This window comes from Bacillus sp. 1A (assembly GCF_052682215.1).
On the sequence record NZ_JBQYLZ010000001.1, the window covers coordinates 4,523,431 to 4,540,787 of the forward strand.

A 17,357-nucleotide genomic window follows, 5' to 3' on the forward strand; every position below is an offset into this window, starting at 1 on the left:
CGTGTTCACTGCTCCTTTTCAACTGTCTCATCAAGTGCTTGCTTACTCTTTCTTCTCTGTGCTTGACGAGTCTTTATCGTTTGATGATTTGCCATATTTCTTTTCATATTCATCTAATTGTTGCTCATATGTTTTTAATTTTTGATCACGCTCTTCACCTGATAAATCCGGATTATTTTTCAGCGATTCAATTTGTTTAACAAGGCCGTACATAATAAGCTGAGGATCATCAAGTGTCTTAGCTAAATCTAATGATTTATCAAAATTACCTTTTCCGTTATACATCCAATACAGCAAATACTTTTCATCACTTTTCAAACTAATATTTTTCATAATCATTTTCTTTTGATCTTCACCTAGTTTTTCAGCCGTAATGTATGCAAATGCTAACTCATATTTAGATGCAATCGGTAATGATTCAAATTCCTCTTCATTTAATTGCGTAATTACTTTGTCATAATCAGTTGCTATGAAACTCGCATTTGCTTCTATTAATTTATTTTGATAAGGAAATTTTATAAAAGTGAAATATATTAAAGGAGCAGCTAAAATAACTGTCGCCGCTATGAAGGAAAAAGCTAAGTATTTAAACGATTTATAGCTCTTTTTAGGTACTAACTGCATATTTTTTTCTGTTTTTGTTTGTTCCTTCTCAAAGCTGTCATCAAGAAACTGCAGTAATGCATCTAAGCTTTCCATTTGAGCAACTGTCTGTTCAAATGTTGTTTCTTTTGCATCTTTTAGTAACCCAGCATATAAATCATCAAAATTGTGCTTTTCGGAGAATAAAGCAATAATTAGACACTTGTATTGCGTTAAAAATTGCTCTTCTAACAACGGGGTTGGTGGAACAATATCTCGAATTCCTCTATGTATAATACTTGGCATTAAATTCGCATTAAAAACTATATTGTCTGGATGTAAAAAGAACGTAATTCGTTTATTTAAATATTTACGAAATTGCGCAACATTTCGAAGCAGCCTCAATTTCTCATTTCTTCCAAAACGGCTAAGATCGTCCCACTTATATAATTTTTTGTCGACTTGAAATAGAAACGTAAACATATCATCCGTTTCTTCTATCGTTAATGGTACAAAGTCAGATGATGCGCCCGTAATTATATCGAATTGACGGAAGTCTTTTATACGTGTTTGAGATTTTGTCATCTCCAATTTCCAATTTTCTTTTTCTATTTGAAATTGATAGTTCATTGCATCAATTTGAATTGTTTTTTCCGTCATGTTTATCCTCTTCTCCTTTTCTTTATAACCAGTAATAACTTATTTTCCAAAACTACAAGTAAGAAATATTCTTTATAAAACTTGTAAAATATCTCCGTCTGTTATTTGGTGATCAATTAAACGATCATTATCTGTTAAAACAATTGACTTACTTTTCACTTTCATTACAAAATGTGAACCTTCATGATTATCAATCTTTAACGTATCTAATAAGTTTTTCAATAAATATTTAATAGATTGATGATTCGGAATACGCAAATCATATGTATTTCCATTCCATTTACTAAAATCTACCGTTACATTAATATGCGTTTGTATTGCCATTACTTTACCTCCAACTTTTCCGAAGAACCGTATAAATACCGCTGCAAATAAGTAAAACACTGCCGCCTAACAATATGATTATTGTTGTACTGATTGGCTTTTCATTCATTGTTTGATTACTTGCTACTTCATCAGCGCTTTTTCTTACAACGTATTCACTGCTAAACAAACTATTTTTCGTATCTTTAACACGATTATTTTCTTTTTGTTTTATAAAAAGAGAATCTCTTAAGGATTCCATCTCTTTTTGTTCTTTCTTTTTCTTTTTCTGAATTTCTTCTTCTACTTCTTCGTTAAACAACTCAATCGATGCTTTATCTAATTCTGTTTCCTTATGTTCCTTTTTATTTTTTTCTTGGTCTTTATCTTCAAAGCGGTCTACTTTAAACTGAATTTTCCCATCATCACCAAGATAACTGTCAGCCGCGCTCCTTATTGGTAGCGCGACAAACAGTAAAAGGAAACAAATAAATGATAACTTAACCACTATGCTCCATTGTTTGATCATTTACTTCTTTTTCCTCCCATTTCTTGTGCCATACAAATAGATTACTAACTATTCCTATAATGGCAATTACAAACAATACGATAAAAATAACTTTTCCTGTATCTTTACCGCTAATAAAATCATTTAGAAATCCTTCTATATATTGAAGCGGTGAAAATTGACGCAATTTACCTACAGAAGACATTTGGTCTACTTTACTTCCAACTGCTTCAGTTAAAAATAGATACATACTTAAAAATACTAATAAGATAAACATCCCTACCATTTTTATTTGTCGTAGTAAGTATGTTGAAACTAATACGAACGCCATCATAATGATTGTGATAAACGCAATCCATAGTAAACTTTGATCCTGACCGAATTTTAAAAGACGGCCTGAAATGATTCCTATACTGATTCCTTCCACAATCGATATCCCAAATGCTACTACTGTAGTTGGTACATTCATATCAATTAAAGAGAATCTCTCTTCAAAATGATCTGATTGTGTTCGTTTCTTTTCTTGATTCGCAATTGCATATGCCGTAAATAACGCAACAATGAAACAAGTTAATACGATTAAGTATGGTGTAAAAGCATTACCAGCTACAATTACCCCATCATTTTGTTTCTGAACTGGACTAGATAAAAACTCATATAGCATCTCATTTTGACGATCTCCAATACGACTATTCGCCAAAATCTTCGTAAAGTTTTTCGAGAATGCTTTATCATCTTCCATTTTCTTCGTAAAATCATTTAATAAAGAATCTGCTTTCGAAACAATTGTTGTTCCGCTGTCTTGAATTTCTTTTGCTTGTCCATTAATTTGGTCAAATGTTTTATACACATCATCTGATGTCGCTAAACTATGCTTCGAACTTTCTACTAATGACTGAGTTTGCATCGTTAAAGATTTAATACCAGAGTCTAACGATAATACAGCTGTTTGTTCACCTGCATTATTAGTCGTTAATACTTGTTGCTCTTCCACTAACTTTAAGCTACTTTCACGCCATTTCGCTAAACCTTTTACATACTCTCCTAAATTTTGATTCATACTAGTCGCTTGCTGCATCGTTTCATTTAACTTCTCTGCTAATAGCATTGAATTTTGATCTGCACTAGTAATGAGCTGTTGGTAAGAGTCTATTTTTTGTTTTAAACCTGTCATATCTTGCTTTACTTCACTCGTAATACTAGCTGAAACAAGATTTGAAATTAAATCAATTACACTTTGCTTATTTAACATATAGTACAATGAATGATCAGTAGCAATCACATCTAAACTTCCCTCTTCAAGCTTAGGCCCCACATCATTCGTTCTTAAATCAATCCCATAATACACTTGATAAAGACTCATTAAACCTTGATAACTTTGAACGGTCTCCACTGCTTCTTTAATTAATACATTAGATGTATTATTTGTTAACTTCTCAGTTTTTTGATGTACAATATAATTATTTGTACGTTCAATAACTGTTGAATTCCCATCGTTATCTGTTCCGGTGTCTGGTTTTTCTCCTGTATCAGGCTTTTCTCCTGTGTCTGGATTTCCTCCTGTATCAGGCTTTCCTCCTGTGTCTGGATTTCCTCCTGTATCAGGCTTTCCTCCTGTGTCTGGATTTCCTCCTGTATCAGGCTTTTCTCCTGTATCTGGATTTCCTCCTGTATCAGGCTTTTCTCCTGTGTCTGGATTTCCTCCTGTATCAGGCTTTTCTCCTGTGTCTGGATTTCCTCCTGTATCAGGCTTTTCTCCTGTGTTTGGATTTCCTCCTGTATCAGGCTTTTCTCCTGTGTCTGGATTTCCTCCTGTATCAGGCTTTCCTCCTGCATCAGGAGTTACACTGACACCATTATTACTATGCTCTGTCTTTTGAATAATAGGGTTTTTAGCAGTGTGTACTAGCGGCATTATTCCATACTGCGTTTTATTAACTACATTTTCTACCTTGTTATTTCCTGTTTTTGTTCCTTCATTCTCTTTATTTGGTTCTTCTTTTTTAGGTTCTTCTTTTCCAGTACTAGTTTCTTTCTCGTAATTACCATTCAATTTCCATTCCCACGTTACTGGAGAGAAAACATCTATGTTGATACTTGGATCTATTAACTTCACATGAAGGCTAATTTTCAAATCTCCTTCATTACGTGCTGATATTACAATTGATCCGTTTTGTTTAAATTCACTTGTACGGTCCACACCATCAATTAATAGTGAATCTGTACTACCATATAACTCAAAGCCACTAGGAATAGTTATATTCATAGTTTGCGAAGAATCCATTCCAATTACTTTCGCTGTATCACTGAATGTAATTCCATCTTTAGCCAAACTTTCTTTTACTTCTTTAATTGAAATTCCTAAAGATATTTTATTGACTGGGTCATAATTAAAATTATTTTCTTTATTATATTTATTCGTAAATTGGATTACGTTTTTCAGTTGTACTTTCGTTACATCAGGCAAATCACTTTGAACGATTTCTTCCATGTTCATACTAGGCAATTTCGTAATTAAATTTTCAATTTGTTGCTTGATTCGAATATCTGGTTGTTTCATTAACGAATTTATAACTACTTCATGTTGTCCATCATTTGAAATAGACTTTTGTAATCGTTTAAGGATTGTCGCTTGCATGTCACTTTCTAATTTCTCTGCAAGTTCTGTATCATATTCTGACACTTGTTTTTTTACATCTGTTAAATATTTTTGTATTGTTGAAGCATCAGCTAAAATATTAGGATCTTTCTCTGAAAGTGTAAACTGATTTGCGATAATTTTATTCGCAGATTCTAATGCGCTTAACTGCTTTAAAACATCGCCTGAATTCATATCACTCATATACTGATTAAATTGATTTGTAAAATTATTCGCTAACAGATTATTATCCGTTTGTATTTTTTGAAAGTTATTAAATCCTTCTAAATACGTATTATTAGATTTATTCCCTTCATCTAAAGCTTGTCCAAACCCTTTTAAAACATCTTGGAATCCTTTAAAACTATTAACAGAAATACCAGTGTAATCTTGTACCGTTTTAAATTGGTTTGTGTAATTTGCCAACGGGCTATGTACATCTTTTTTATACATAGTCGTTTGATTGGTCCCTTTTTCAATTATTTTACCTATATTATCTTGTGCACCTTGCAACTTACCGATAACACTTGCAAAATACACATCGATGATTTGCTTATTAAAATCTTCTAAAATAGCAGAAGCTGTATTTTCTGCCTCAGCTTTCAAATCTTTATTCCCAGTTGCATTTACTTTGTAATTTAAAGTTAATTTCTCCGGAAGTTCTGAATCAATTGCAACAGCCTTTCTAGAAAAATCGTTAGGTATTACAATCATCATATTGTAATTATTATTTTTCAAACCACTTTCTGCTACACCACGACTTACTACGTACCATTCTTGTTTCGTATTTTTATTTACATTTTTAACAAATTGATCTCCAAATGCTATTTTATTACCTTCAAATACAGTACCTTGATCTTCATTTACCAATGCAACTGTCATTTTTGGCGTGGTGTTCTCATTTGCTTTCTTAACATTTTGGTTTAACGCTAAATAGGAGATCCCTGTTGATAACACAAGAGCTAAAATAATAAACAACAAGATGCTCCACTTGAACTTTTTCACTACTTATCACTCCTGCGACTGCGAGTCTTTTAAGTTAAAGACTTCGTATCTTACTCTAATTTTAAAGTAATTTAGCCATACAACGTATGGTTGCATGGCTAAATTATATAGTTCTTTTTATCTGTCTTATTGTAGACCGAAATTACGAGAAAGATCTTCGTCATGTCTTGCAACAGCTTCTGCAGTTTTATTAAGCTGCATATTAATTTCTTGTAATAACTCTGCGAAGTTTTGTACTTTTGGCTTTAATTGATTGAACTGTTGATCAAAACCTTCGAAAGCACGACCTTCCCATTCTCCTCTTAATTCATTTTGTAAGTTTTGTAGTTGACGTAAAATGTCCTCAATTTGATTTGCACCTTGTCCATATCGAGTCGCTTTCGATTTAAGCTCCTCTGGTGACATGCGAATTTGTCCTGCCATGAATAAATCCCCCTTAAAATTTAAAAATAGTAAAATTAACCAATAATCAATTCTACAAATTGATTATATCAATAATTTAAAAATTTCTAAACAAAAAAATGATATTTTTCCAAATTTTCTCTTTTACTATAATAACACTATATTATATAATATTAATTTAGTGTTTTTAGGCATACTCTATAAATCAACTATAAATTTAAAGAAAACCTTTTATTTTATGTATCTTTAAGGACTTATCCATTTTTAATTTCAGCAATAAAGTGTTCACTAAATCATTATTTTCCCTTCTCCACTGACTGTTCATTCTCACCAATCAAATTTTTAAACATATTGGGCTATTCCAGCTCTAAAAGCTTTCTTGTCATTATTAATCACCCCAAATAACGCTTCCTGAAGCGCAAATGTACTTTTATAAAAATACATTCGTTCCTTTACTGCTTCTAAATTAGGGTAATAGGCTGCAAATAGTTGTAAAAACTCCTCTCCATAACTAGCTAATATCCCTGCAAAATCATAAGCAGGATCCCCGATGCTCGCACCACCAAAATCTATGACTCCTGAAATATCCTTTTTTATTGCACTATATAAAATGTTTATCATGCCAAAATCCCCATGAACGAGACTCGGTGTAAAATTAAACTGACTCTCTTCATTTAAATACGTTTCAAAAGATAATGAAACTTCTTTTTTTGCCTCTTCTCTCATGTATGGATAAACATAATCTTTTAATTGACTATATAAACTATTTATTTCTGAATACATATCAGCACTATCATATTGCATAATACCTTCAAATGTAGATAACGGAATTTCGTGCAACTCTTTTAAAAATCCCGCCAATGTGCACGCAAGTTTCTGTAATTGTTTTTCTTCATTTATTCCCGTAAAGATATTTTCCCAAAACGGTTCCCCTTCAATCATTTCATATCCTGCAAATACTTTCCCCGGTACTTCATCTTGAAACCCTTGATAACTCGGATTGGGAATTTGAAGCGTAATGAAGGGTCTTATTTTCTCTAGCAACTGCGTTTCTATTCGCAGTTTCTGAATACCTTTTTCATATTTCGGGAAACGGAATACTATATTTTCATTTACAATTAATACATCATTATTCTGGCCTATTTCATTTATATAAGCGGATCTTATTTTTAATTCAGGACATACTCTTTGTAAATACGAAATATACTCATTTTCTTTTCTCATTCTTTCCCTCCTCCCGTTCAAGCCTATTGTTCTCACTTCAAAGTCATAATTACCTGTCTTTCAACAAAACCAAACTCTTCGTACATCTCTTTCGCAAAGTTTCCTGCAAATACATTTAAACGAATTTCTGAATAATTCTTTTGTAATTCCTTAATACCAGCCCCCATTAACTTTCTTGACAACCCTTTCCCACGGTACTCTGGAAAAACATACAATTCGTATATAAACCCTAGTTTTTTATGAGAAAAATAGTCCGTATTTTCCCCTATTAATATCCACCCCATTACATTGTTTTCTTCTTTAACGACTAAATAATATGCTCCCTTTTCTATAATCGGCCTTGTAATTTCAATTGCTTTCTCTGTACTTAACTGACAATTCCCCCTCGTTCCTTCAAAAAGCGATTGAGCTGCATATTGTATTATTTCGTCCGTTTCTTCCCGATTTGCCTTTTCTATCATTTTTCACAACTCTCCTCTTTAATAGGCATTAATATTGCTCGTTCAAGTTCCTCCGACTCAATTACAATTGCCATCAATCCCTTTTCCGTACTCGTTTCATGAAGCTCTCCCTTCTCCCAAAACACAGCTTGTCCCGCTTCCACCTTCACTTTTTCTTTATCTGCTCCACATACATATCCTTCTCCGTCCACAATAAGAAGCAGCTGTGATACAACTGCTTCATGATATCCAATTATTCCATTCTCTTTTAAATGCATAGCACCGATATGTACATTTCCTTTATAGTTTAATATTTTTGACATTATGAAATTAGATTGAAATGCTGAGATTTTCTTTCCCACTTTTTCACTAAAATCAAAAATTTTCATTACTAATCCTCCCTATACGTATAAAACCATCCTTACTGTCTGCATCATATGTCCTTCAAAATCTTCTTCAAATTCCTCTAATTGTGCAAAACCTTTCGCTTCATAAAAACGTTTTCCTTTTTCATTCGCTGCTTCTACATGAATGTATAGTTTCCGAATTCCTTTTAATTCCGTTAACCCTTTTTGTAATAAAGCACTTCCTATCCCTTTCCCTTGCTGATCAGGTAACAAATAAATCGCTCCTAATTCTGCTTCGTTTTGCAGTCTAACAGGCGAGAAATTCGCAAAGCCAATTACTTCTCCCTCTTCTTCCGCAACGAATAAATGTGTATTTTCAAGACGATATTTCATTTTTTCATCAGAATAGGCCTCGTCTAAAAATCTGTCTTGAATCTCTCTCGGAATAATGCTTTCGTATGTATCATGCCAAGCAACTTTCGCTACTGATTGTACCGCATGGATATCTTCTTGCTTCATTTCTCTAATTACATATGTCATCTCGTTGTCTCCATTCTCTTTAAATTATATTCTGCTAATATACTAGAAGAAATGACAAAACCTTTTTCATAATTCACCTTAATTAATTTTAATTTCTCAATTGAAGCTGTTGCATAATCAAATTTTTCATAAATATATTCCATTGCAATTAAAAACTGATTTGCATGTAACTTATTTGCAATCGTACAATGCGGAACCCATTTTCCTGGTACATAATATGAATTTAAATTATCATGAAAAGTTTTAAAATTATCATGATAAGAATGATGAAATTTTAACAATTCATCTGTAATGGTCGGTGCTAAAAATATCGTTCCATTAGTAGGAAAAACTCCAACAGAAGGAAAATTTATTGCAGCCATATTTTCTTGAACAGCTACAAACTCCTCTAGTTTCTTAGTATATAAGTTAACATCTACCTCATTGTAATCAGCTAATGTAATATGAGGTTCTACTCCTGCTAATTGATTTGTACCAATGATATTTGTTATTTCATTTTGCAATTCTATAATTTTATTAGTAAACACACGATCAAATGTAGCAATAATAGCGTACATACTTCCTCACCCCTTCGTTACATATAACGCTTCCCATTCTTCACGAATCATTCCCATTCGAATAGAATCATAGTACGTCCCGTTATAATAACGACATTTTCGCATTCTACCTTCTAAGCTCATTCCTATTTTCTCCGCTACTTTCATCATTCGTTCATTGCCAGACCAAGTCGTGATTCCTACTCTGCCAATCTCCATCTTTTCAAATAGTAAATCTCGATATAACGTTAACGCCTCTGTACCATAACCACCATTCCAGTAATTTGGATTATAAATAACAAGCCCTATCTCTAACCAACGCGTCGGTTTATATTCCCAATAAAACCCGATTGTCCCTATAATTTGACCGTTATTTTCTATAATTAAATTGGATAGAGGTTCCTCCTTTAAACGAGTTTTCATCTTCTCTTTATAAGACGAGTATTCTTGCATTGAAAACGGAAAATACGGTGCATCCCATTTTTTCCATTCTGGATTTTCTTCTTTAAATACGAGATCCCATAATCTTTTTATATCTGATTCTTCAATTGCACGAATTGTAACTTTATCCCCTTTTACTCTTACGTTTTGCATAATTTCCTCCTACACTCCTCTTTATTTCATATATAATTATAATATTTTTTCAGAAAAATCAAAACAAATATCGTTTATTATATTGTATAATTTTGTTATAAGATACCAATTATTCATGTGGAAAGCTGGTGATTCAATGAATAATCGATTTAGTATTACTTTATTTCTCACTATTATTACAACAAATATTATTCTCTATTTCTTCTTACCATTACGTATTGTTACGAAATGGTACTTCAATGGAACGCCTACATCAACAATGGATAAAAGCACTTTTGTTATCGTACATATAATTATATGTACCTTCTTATTCTTTTTATTTTTAGCTTTATCTAAAGCAGCGAGTAACCAGAAATTTCTCCTTTGGATTGGCAACACAATTTTACTATTTTTATTTTTTGTCGATATTGTCATTGCTCTCATCGCTCTTGGCTTCACTCTTCCTCTTGATCATTTAATATTTTTAGCATTAGGGCTTTTATTTATAGTAATAGGCTATTTCAGTTCCAAAATTGATACGAGTAAATCAACGGTTTCATTGGAATGGAATGATAAACACCTTGAAAAAAGAGCTTCAAATATTTGTAGTATTTCAATGGTAATAGCAGGTATTTTCCTAGCCGGGCTTCCATTTATCGTTCCTGTTCCGTATAGAGGTTATGCTATAATCGTAATTATTTTAGGAATGACGCTTGCCATTTTACCGAGTACGATTTACTTACTTATGAAAGACAGCAAGCAATCTACTCATTTAAAAAGGTAATAAAAAAATAGGAGGTTCTATACCTCCTATTTCAGCTAAACGTTTTCTTTTTCATTTTTTCTATCTCAACTAAAATACCTTTCTCTATCCAACCTTCTATTCCATCTCTTTTAACTAAATCATATCCTGAACAGCTTCCATCAATGAGAGAAACAATGTCCCCTTTCCTTACACTTATTTGTGCACAAGAAATATCGGTTTTCACTGTGTATTCACCTGAATCAAGTTGCCTAATATATTCATTTTTCACAGAGAGTAATTTATTCGTTTCTCTTTGCTTACATACCGTATAATCTTTCATCTTCTCCATAGGCTCTATGTAATAATACGGATATTTCACCCCGCCCTGCATTGATGTGTTCGCATTAAAATCCGCTATCACTTCAAACTCTGGAAAATAGTCTACATATGTATAAGAAAACGTATCACCTGCTCTTGTCCTTTGAATGATAAATGCGTTTAATTGTCCTGCTTCTTTAATCGCATTTCCACCGTCAATTGCAATAATCTTTTTCTCCTCATCAATAACTGGATTGTTAGACGGTGCCTTGTCTGAATAGTTTACAACAGGCCAATGACCGACAACTACATACTTATTTGCTCTATGTGATTTATTGAAAAACTCTGGCATTGCTATCGCATTTTTGCGCTCTGTTTCTTTCCACTCTTCTTTATCATCAAGGCCAGCATGTACAAAAATATAATCTTCTGTTTCAATCGCTGTTGGTAATTCTGTTAGCCACTTTATTTCTTTTGAAAAATGACCCATCAATATGTTTTTCACTTCACAAATATCACTTTCTTCATTAACGGTAACACTCAATTCCGCTAGCCATTCATTAAAAATTGTATTCTTTCGCGTACATAAATAATTTATTAGCGCGGGATTTTCATTTACAAGTGCTTCAACTACAACTTCACAATTCCCTTCAATTACATAAACGTTTGGCTTGCTAACTACTAGATCCATCACATAGTTTACGACGCCAATGCTATTTCTTCCTTTCTCACAAAGATCACCATTAATAATTAAATAATCCTCATCTTTAAAATGAACTTTATGTAGTAGTTCCTTAAAAAGATCTAATTCTCCATGAATATCAGAAATAATGATGACTCTTCCATTATTTGGTATAGATAATTTCTTTATTTTTTCCAAGTATGAACGCTCCTAACATTCTCCAAATTCAATATTCCCTTGTTATTTTCTAATATTCGACAAATTATATTACTGGACCTGTTGCTAGCTCAAATTCAGAAAAGAAAAATAGGTTCCATATATTTTTAAACATGGAACCTACTTAGTATTATAGCCCTTTATAAAAAGAATAGCTTACCTTATCATAGCCCTCTCTTTCATAAAAACGATGTGCATCCATTCTTGGAAACGCAGATGTAAGAACAATAGAGCTGCACCCTTTTTCTTTCCCCCATTTTTCTACATATGACAGCAGAACTTTACCATACCCTTTTGAACGATGTGCTTCTGCTGTTACAAGGTCATATACGAAAACGTGCTTCTTATTATAAAAATTCGTACAAATCGCTACACCAGCTAGACTCACAACTTCATCCCCTTCATTACGTAGCAAAAACAGTTTATAATTTTCTTCTTTCATTTTTTGAAATAAAGAACTTACTTCTTCTTTTGAAAGTTTTGTTCTTAACTGTTGTAATACAGGAAATACGTCATGTAAATCCGCTTCTGTTACTACTTCTCTAATATTCATTTTGATTCTCCCCTTACTATTTATAAAATTTTCTAAATGTTATATCATCATTATAGAAAGCCACTGCCCTTAGCTTAAGTGACAGTTTTATTCTTTTTTATAAGGCCAGTATGAAAAGGAGCGTCTACGAATGGATCTGACTATCCCATTAGTATTACAAAGTAAAACACCCCTTTACTTACAAATTTATGAATATATGAAACTTGAAATCTCTCATGGGTCACTACGTGCCGGTACACGCCTTCCTTCTCACAGAAATTTAGCTATGCAACTTAATGTGAGCCGTATTACAGTGGAATCTGCTTATCAACAATTACTAGCTGAAGGGTATGTAGAAAGCAAACCGAAACGTGGGATTTTTGTTGCAGAAGTTGATATTGATGTCATTCAAAAGAAACAGCAAATTGCGTCAAACAGTGCTAACAATAAAGAAAACGAACAATATGATTATGATTGTAGTCAAGGACTTATTGATCAAAAAGCTTTTCCGATAACAAACTGGAAAAGAGCAATACACGAAACTTTATTTCAGTATGAAAATGAATTATTTGCTAAGGAAGATCCACAAGGTGAGCTCGTTCTACGGGAACATATTTCAAAGTATTTATATCATGCTCGCGGGGTACATTCTTCACCTGATCAAATTATTATCGGAGCAGGTACGCAGCCTCTTCTTTGGCTACTACTTCAGCTGCTTGGTTCAAAAAAGGAATTTGGAATCGAAAACCCTGGATTTCACCGTATTCCTGCTATGATTCAAAGTTCTGGTCTTACCGTTCACCCTATCCCTTTAGATGATAAAGGGATTCATATTTCCGCTTTACGTGAATCGGGTTGCAATGTAGCGTATGTCACTCCATCTCACCAATTTCCACTTGGAATCATTATGCCGTTATCTAGAAGACTCGAGTTATTAAAATGGGCGAATGATTGTAAGGGCTATATTATTGAAGATGATTACGACGGGGAATTCCGTTATATAGGAAAACCTATTCCTTCTTTACAAGGACTAGATGCAAATGAACGTGTTATTTATATGGGAACTTTCTCGAAATCTTTTTTACCTTCTTTACGAATGGGATATATTGTTTTACCACCTCATCTGTTAAGAGCCTATGATGAGCTTGGTGGTATGTTTAAACAAACTGTTTCTACGCTGCAGCAACTTACCTTTGCCACGTTTATTCAAAATGGTGATTGGGAACGTCATATTAACCGAAGTCGGACGTTATATAAAAGAAAACATATTTCTTTAATTACATCTATTACAAACGAGATGGGAAATAACGTTCATATACTCGGTGAACAATCCGGACTTCATATTGTACTTCACGTTCATAACGGGATGAATGAACAAGAACTTATTCATGCAGCCACAAAAGAACGTATTAAGTTATACCCTCTCTCCACATACGATTCTGTTCATAATGTAATGGATGAGTCGTATGTATTGCTCGGTTTTGGCAGTATTCCAGAGGATCGTATCGAAACCGTTGTCCAATTACTGAAAAAGGCCTGGTTCGCTAAATAAAAATAGCTCCACGCAAGTTATACTTACGTGGAGCTATTTTCATTCACTATTTTTCTGATCTCGCAGTCCTTCCCGGACGCTTAACACCAGTTGTTTCTGTTGAATAGGAAGCTTCAATGATAGCAGTTGGATCTACAGAGAGAACGAGATCTTTCATTTTCGGATAAATGAAACGGTTTGTAATACAATAAATGATTCTCTTATGTTCTCCTAAAAAACCACCTTCTCCATGTAGATACGTAACGGATAATTGCAATTCTTTCATAAGTAAATCGCCTATTTCTTTATTTTTACCAGAAATAATCATAACGCTCTTTCCTTGATTAATACCATCTAATATGAAATCAATCATCTTCGTAACAATATAGAAAATTGCTAATGAGAACATCGCTTGTTCAATTGAAAATAAAATGGCAACAAAAATGAAAATAACCGCATTTACAGCAAGTAAAAATGTACTAATCGGCACTTTAAAATGTTTATTCATCCAAACAGCTAACATTTCTGATCCATCAATTGCGCCACCCATTTTAACAACAATCCCAACGCCAATTCCAAACAGTACTCCGCCATAAAGTACAATTAATAGTTCAGAAGTTGTAATCGCCGGAAATGGTTTTAAATAGATTAATCCGAGTGTTGTAACTACATTTGCATAAGATGTACGGATAAAGAACTTCTTCCCCATTACTTTTGCAGTAAATAATAAAATCGGGATATTAATTCCTAAGAATACTCCATAAAGCGGCAATCCTGCAACTTTATTCGCCATAATAGCAATGGCCGTTACTCCGCCATCTACTAATCCATTAGGTGCTAAAATAAGTTCTAATGAACCCGCTACAATAATTGAGCCAATTGTTAATAATACGTATTCAAATACTTTCTTCATTCATTACCCCCAAAACTTATATATTTTCTTAGTATTATTTTAACGTAATTTTACTACTAATTCAAAGATATGAGTTTATATACACAAAAGTTTCACCTTTACAGTGATTTTTTATGTAATTTATTTATAGAAACACACTTACATATTACAGTAAGTGTGCTCCAAACATTTATTTAAGTTTTAAGTATGAATTCATCTTCATTTTAAATATTTCATCAACTGCCCTATTATACCCACCAGCATTTCGAAGTGACTCTCCAACTTTACGACTATTTTCCTTAAACGTCACATCATCTATAACTTTTTCTACAGTCTCACGTAACAATTCAGAAGTTAATTCTTTACGATTAAGCCTTATTCCAGCCCCTACTTCGGTCACTCGTTTCGCAACTAAAGGCTGATCTCCTGTTACCGGAATTACAACTAACGGGACACCATAATATAACGCTTCACTCGAACTATTCATACCACCATGTGTCACGAATACATGAGCATACTGTAATACTTCTAATTGCGGCACATAATTATACAACTTAAAATTATTCGGAATGTTTTCAAATTGATTTATATTTATTTTCTTACCAACAACTAATACGACTGTTGCTTCTACATCTTTAAACGCTTCAAAACATTTTTCATATAGTTCAGGTTGTTCATTAAAAACTGTTCCCATAGAAATGAAAATCAATTTTTCATCTTTTAAATCTTCCATAGAAAAGCTGTCTACTTCTTTTCGAGTAGCAATTGATGGGCCGACAAACTTATACGATTCATCGAATACATCTGAACGCGGCTGGTATTCTTTTGAAGTATATACAATAGTAATATCACCAGGATGATTCATAATATCATACATACTATTACATTTCATTCCATACTGCCTATTCCATTTTTCCATTCCCGCTAAACAAGATTGATATAATGGATTCGTTTCATCTACTTGTCTTGATTCTTGTTCATCATTAAAAGTAATGTACTGATTAAAAGCAAATGTTGTACAAGATGAAACGCTAGGTAATTTTAAAACATTGGCTATAATACGTCCTACGGGAAAATGATTATCGTATATCAAGTAATCGTACTTTTCCCCTTTTGTTTCTTCTACAATTTGAGTCACAATACGCTCTGATGCCTCAATCATATGAGATAGCATCGTCAAAGGACTCCCACCTTCATTTACTCGTTCCATAATATTAATTTGAGAGAGGAAATTCTCAAACACTCGGAATTCTGCACCTGTTGCTTCAATCTTCTTTCTATAATCTTCAATACAATACGAAACAACTGTCTCCCCTCGCCGAATTAACTCACTTACAATAGCTAAAGTCGGATTTATATGACCTTCTCCAGGAAAATTTATTACGAGTACATTTGCCATCATATTCTCTCCTATCTAACAATATTAATAGTTAATTATATTAATTAATTTAAAACTATTATAAAGGAATCTATTCTACTTCTTCATATTTTTCACTTCATTTTATTATTGAGAAATATTTTTCATAACCTACATTATAACTCTTATAAAAATATGCTTAACCTTTCATTTATTGAAAAATACGGGATTTACATTCAGGCATTTTTACAGATTTATCATCAGAAACATTATTTTGATAATTCATACAAAACTAGAAAAATATAATTTCCACACTGATTTCTCATTATAAATTTATTTAAGTTCTATGTTGTCCTTATCTTTATCCATTTGGAACATATTCTGTTATATAATGAATTTATAGAATTTACAGAAAAAGGAGCAACTTCATGCTACAACAACTATTCACTTCAACTATTTTATCTATTCAAGCTTTACACCCAGGTTATGAAGACCATGCAAGCGATGTGTTTCTCGTCCGAACAGAAGATGCAGAAGTCATCGTTCGTTCTTCTAAAATGAATGAAGAGCCAAATAATGATTTTTGGTGGGGATGTAAAAACCTATTTGGAATTAATCCAAGGAACGTACATCATTTAAAAGCTGTACATACATTGCTGCAAGAACATACTAATCTTCCTATCCAGCAATATTAGAAAAACATATTTTAAATGGCCGTGAATTCGTTGTAGCCGAAAAGTTAGTAGGTAACACAGTTCAATCTTTTATCGGGCAACCAGATTCTATTTTATTCAGTCTAGGAAAAGGGCTTGCAGAAATACATACATTTAAAGCCGATTACATAGGAAATGTGTCAGGTTCCTTCCAAATTACACTAGATGAATTCCAATCACACATTTTAAATGTGAGTAAAGAGCTTGTGAATATGTTTTATTCCGATAATGAAAGCATACAAAATGCATTTCCTACTTTTGAATCACAACTTTCTTCCTTACCAGCACCAAAGGAATCAACGCTCGTTTTAATTGATATGGACCCTACTCAGTTTTTATCAGATGGTACAACTATTACGGGATTAGTAGATACAGAAGCCTATGCCGTTGCTCCCCGGGAGTTTGATTTTATCGGCTTAGAATATGTGTTTACAGAAAAAGAGGCACATGCTTTTAAACAAGGTTACGAAACCATTATGCCCCTTCCTCATCTTGCAGAATGTAGACCTCCCTATCGATATTTGTACCGGTTATTATCTGTTCAGGGCAGCGTGGAGTTAAAAAAGTGGCTTAGTCATCCATCCTATTTTTAAATACGAATGAGAGGGGTTAT

17 protein-coding genes and 1 pseudogene are annotated in these 17,357 nt (G+C 33.0%); 3 read left to right on the plus strand and 15 right to left on the minus strand.

Annotated features, from left to right (window positions below; all coding sequences use genetic code 11):
- Positions 1-42: 42 nt before the first annotated feature.
- The 11 genes from essB to ACUN0F_RS23225 form a co-directional block, all read right to left on the minus strand.
- Positions 43-1,242: a type VII secretion protein EssB gene (gene essB / locus ACUN0F_RS23175; protein WP_445540253.1), complete on the minus strand. Its 1,200-nt coding sequence runs from the start codon at positions 1,240-1,242 to the stop codon at positions 43-45.
- A gap of 72 nt (positions 1,243-1,314) precedes the next feature.
- The gene (locus ACUN0F_RS23180; RefSeq protein WP_264461322.1) at positions 1,315-1,566 is read right to left on the minus strand and encodes an EsaB/YukD family protein; all 252 of its coding nucleotides are present in this window, start codon (positions 1,564-1,566) and stop codon (positions 1,315-1,317) included.
- Between the two features lie 4 nt (positions 1,567-1,570).
- Positions 1,571-2,074 (minus strand): type VII secretion protein EssA, encoded by a 504-nt coding sequence (gene essA, locus ACUN0F_RS23185; RefSeq protein WP_264461321.1) that lies wholly within the window; start codon positions 2,072-2,074, stop codon positions 1,571-1,573.
- Positions 2,046-5,696: a type VII secretion protein EsaA gene (gene esaA, locus ACUN0F_RS23190; protein ID WP_445540254.1), complete on the minus strand. Its 3,651-nt coding sequence runs from the start codon at positions 5,694-5,696 to the stop codon at positions 2,046-2,048. Before esaA ends, essA begins: the two co-directional genes overlap by 29 nt.
- 126 nt (positions 5,697-5,822) lie before the next feature.
- Complete coding sequence (locus ACUN0F_RS23195) at positions 5,823-6,119, minus strand: WXG100 family type VII secretion target (RefSeq protein WP_000918598.1); 297 nt, start codon at positions 6,117-6,119, stop codon at positions 5,823-5,825.
- A gap of 321 nt (positions 6,120-6,440) precedes the next feature.
- Positions 6,441-7,322 (minus strand): phosphotransferase family protein, encoded by an 882-nt coding sequence (locus tag ACUN0F_RS23200; protein WP_445540255.1) that lies wholly within the window; start codon positions 7,320-7,322, stop codon positions 6,441-6,443.
- 32 nt (positions 7,323-7,354) lie between these two features.
- Positions 7,355-7,783 (minus strand): GNAT family N-acetyltransferase, encoded by a 429-nt coding sequence (locus ACUN0F_RS23205; RefSeq protein WP_264461318.1) that lies wholly within the window; start codon positions 7,781-7,783, stop codon positions 7,355-7,357.
- On the minus strand, positions 7,780-8,151 hold the full coding sequence (locus ACUN0F_RS23210; RefSeq protein ID WP_445540256.1) for a cupin: 372 nt from the start codon (positions 8,149-8,151) through the stop codon (positions 7,780-7,782). The genes ACUN0F_RS23205 and ACUN0F_RS23210 overlap by 4 nt, the downstream gene beginning before the upstream one ends.
- Before the next feature lie 12 nt (positions 8,152-8,163).
- On the minus strand, positions 8,164-8,649 hold the full coding sequence (locus ACUN0F_RS23215; protein WP_445540257.1) for a GNAT family N-acetyltransferase: 486 nt from the start codon (positions 8,647-8,649) through the stop codon (positions 8,164-8,166).
- Positions 8,646-9,206, minus strand: a complete 561-nt coding sequence (locus tag ACUN0F_RS23220) for a 2'-5' RNA ligase family protein (RefSeq protein WP_445540258.1) — start codon at positions 9,204-9,206, stop codon at positions 8,646-8,648. The genes ACUN0F_RS23215 and ACUN0F_RS23220 overlap by 4 nt, the downstream gene beginning before the upstream one ends.
- Positions 9,207-9,212: 6 nt before the next feature.
- On the minus strand, positions 9,213-9,779 hold the full coding sequence (locus ACUN0F_RS23225; protein ID WP_445540259.1) for a GNAT family N-acetyltransferase: 567 nt from the start codon (positions 9,777-9,779) through the stop codon (positions 9,213-9,215).
- A gap of 136 nt (positions 9,780-9,915) precedes the next feature.
- Between ACUN0F_RS23225 and ACUN0F_RS23230 the strand changes: the two genes are divergently transcribed.
- Positions 9,916-10,542, plus strand: a complete 627-nt coding sequence (locus tag ACUN0F_RS23230) for a DUF1648 domain-containing protein (protein ID WP_445540260.1) — start codon at positions 9,916-9,918, stop codon at positions 10,540-10,542.
- Positions 10,543-10,573: 31 nt separating this feature from the next.
- Here the strand turns inward: ACUN0F_RS23230 and ACUN0F_RS23235 are convergent, their stop codons facing one another.
- A complete protein-coding gene (locus ACUN0F_RS23235; protein WP_445540261.1) occupies positions 10,574-11,701 on the minus strand; it encodes a metallophosphoesterase in 1,128 nt (375 codons plus the stop codon).
- A 148-nt stretch (positions 11,702-11,849) separates the two neighbouring features.
- Positions 11,850-12,272, minus strand: coding sequence for a GNAT family N-acetyltransferase (locus ACUN0F_RS23240; RefSeq protein WP_445540262.1), 423 nt, complete (start codon positions 12,270-12,272; stop codon positions 11,850-11,852).
- Positions 12,273-12,402: 130 nt separating this feature from the next.
- Between ACUN0F_RS23240 and pdxR the strand changes: the two genes are divergently transcribed.
- Positions 12,403-13,803, plus strand: a complete 1,401-nt coding sequence (pdxR, locus tag ACUN0F_RS23245) for a MocR-like pyridoxine biosynthesis transcription factor PdxR (protein ID WP_445540263.1) — start codon at positions 12,403-12,405, stop codon at positions 13,801-13,803.
- 46 nt (positions 13,804-13,849) lie between these two features.
- Here the strand turns inward: pdxR and ACUN0F_RS23250 are convergent, their stop codons facing one another.
- Entirely contained in the window at positions 13,850-14,695 is an 846-nt protein-coding gene (locus tag ACUN0F_RS23250) for a YitT family protein (protein ID WP_264461310.1), read from the minus strand.
- 169 nt (positions 14,696-14,864) lie between these two features.
- Positions 14,865-16,073, minus strand: a complete 1,209-nt coding sequence (locus ACUN0F_RS23255; RefSeq protein ID WP_000024482.1) for a macrolide family glycosyltransferase — start codon at positions 16,071-16,073, stop codon at positions 14,865-14,867.
- Positions 16,074-16,459: 386 nt separating this feature from the next.
- On the opposite strand from ACUN0F_RS23255, the pseudogene ACUN0F_RS23260 reads away from it, so the two are divergent.
- Positions 16,460-17,337: pseudogene (locus ACUN0F_RS23260) on the plus strand (nitrate reductase).
- The last annotated feature ends 20 nt before the right edge of the window (positions 17,338-17,357 follow it).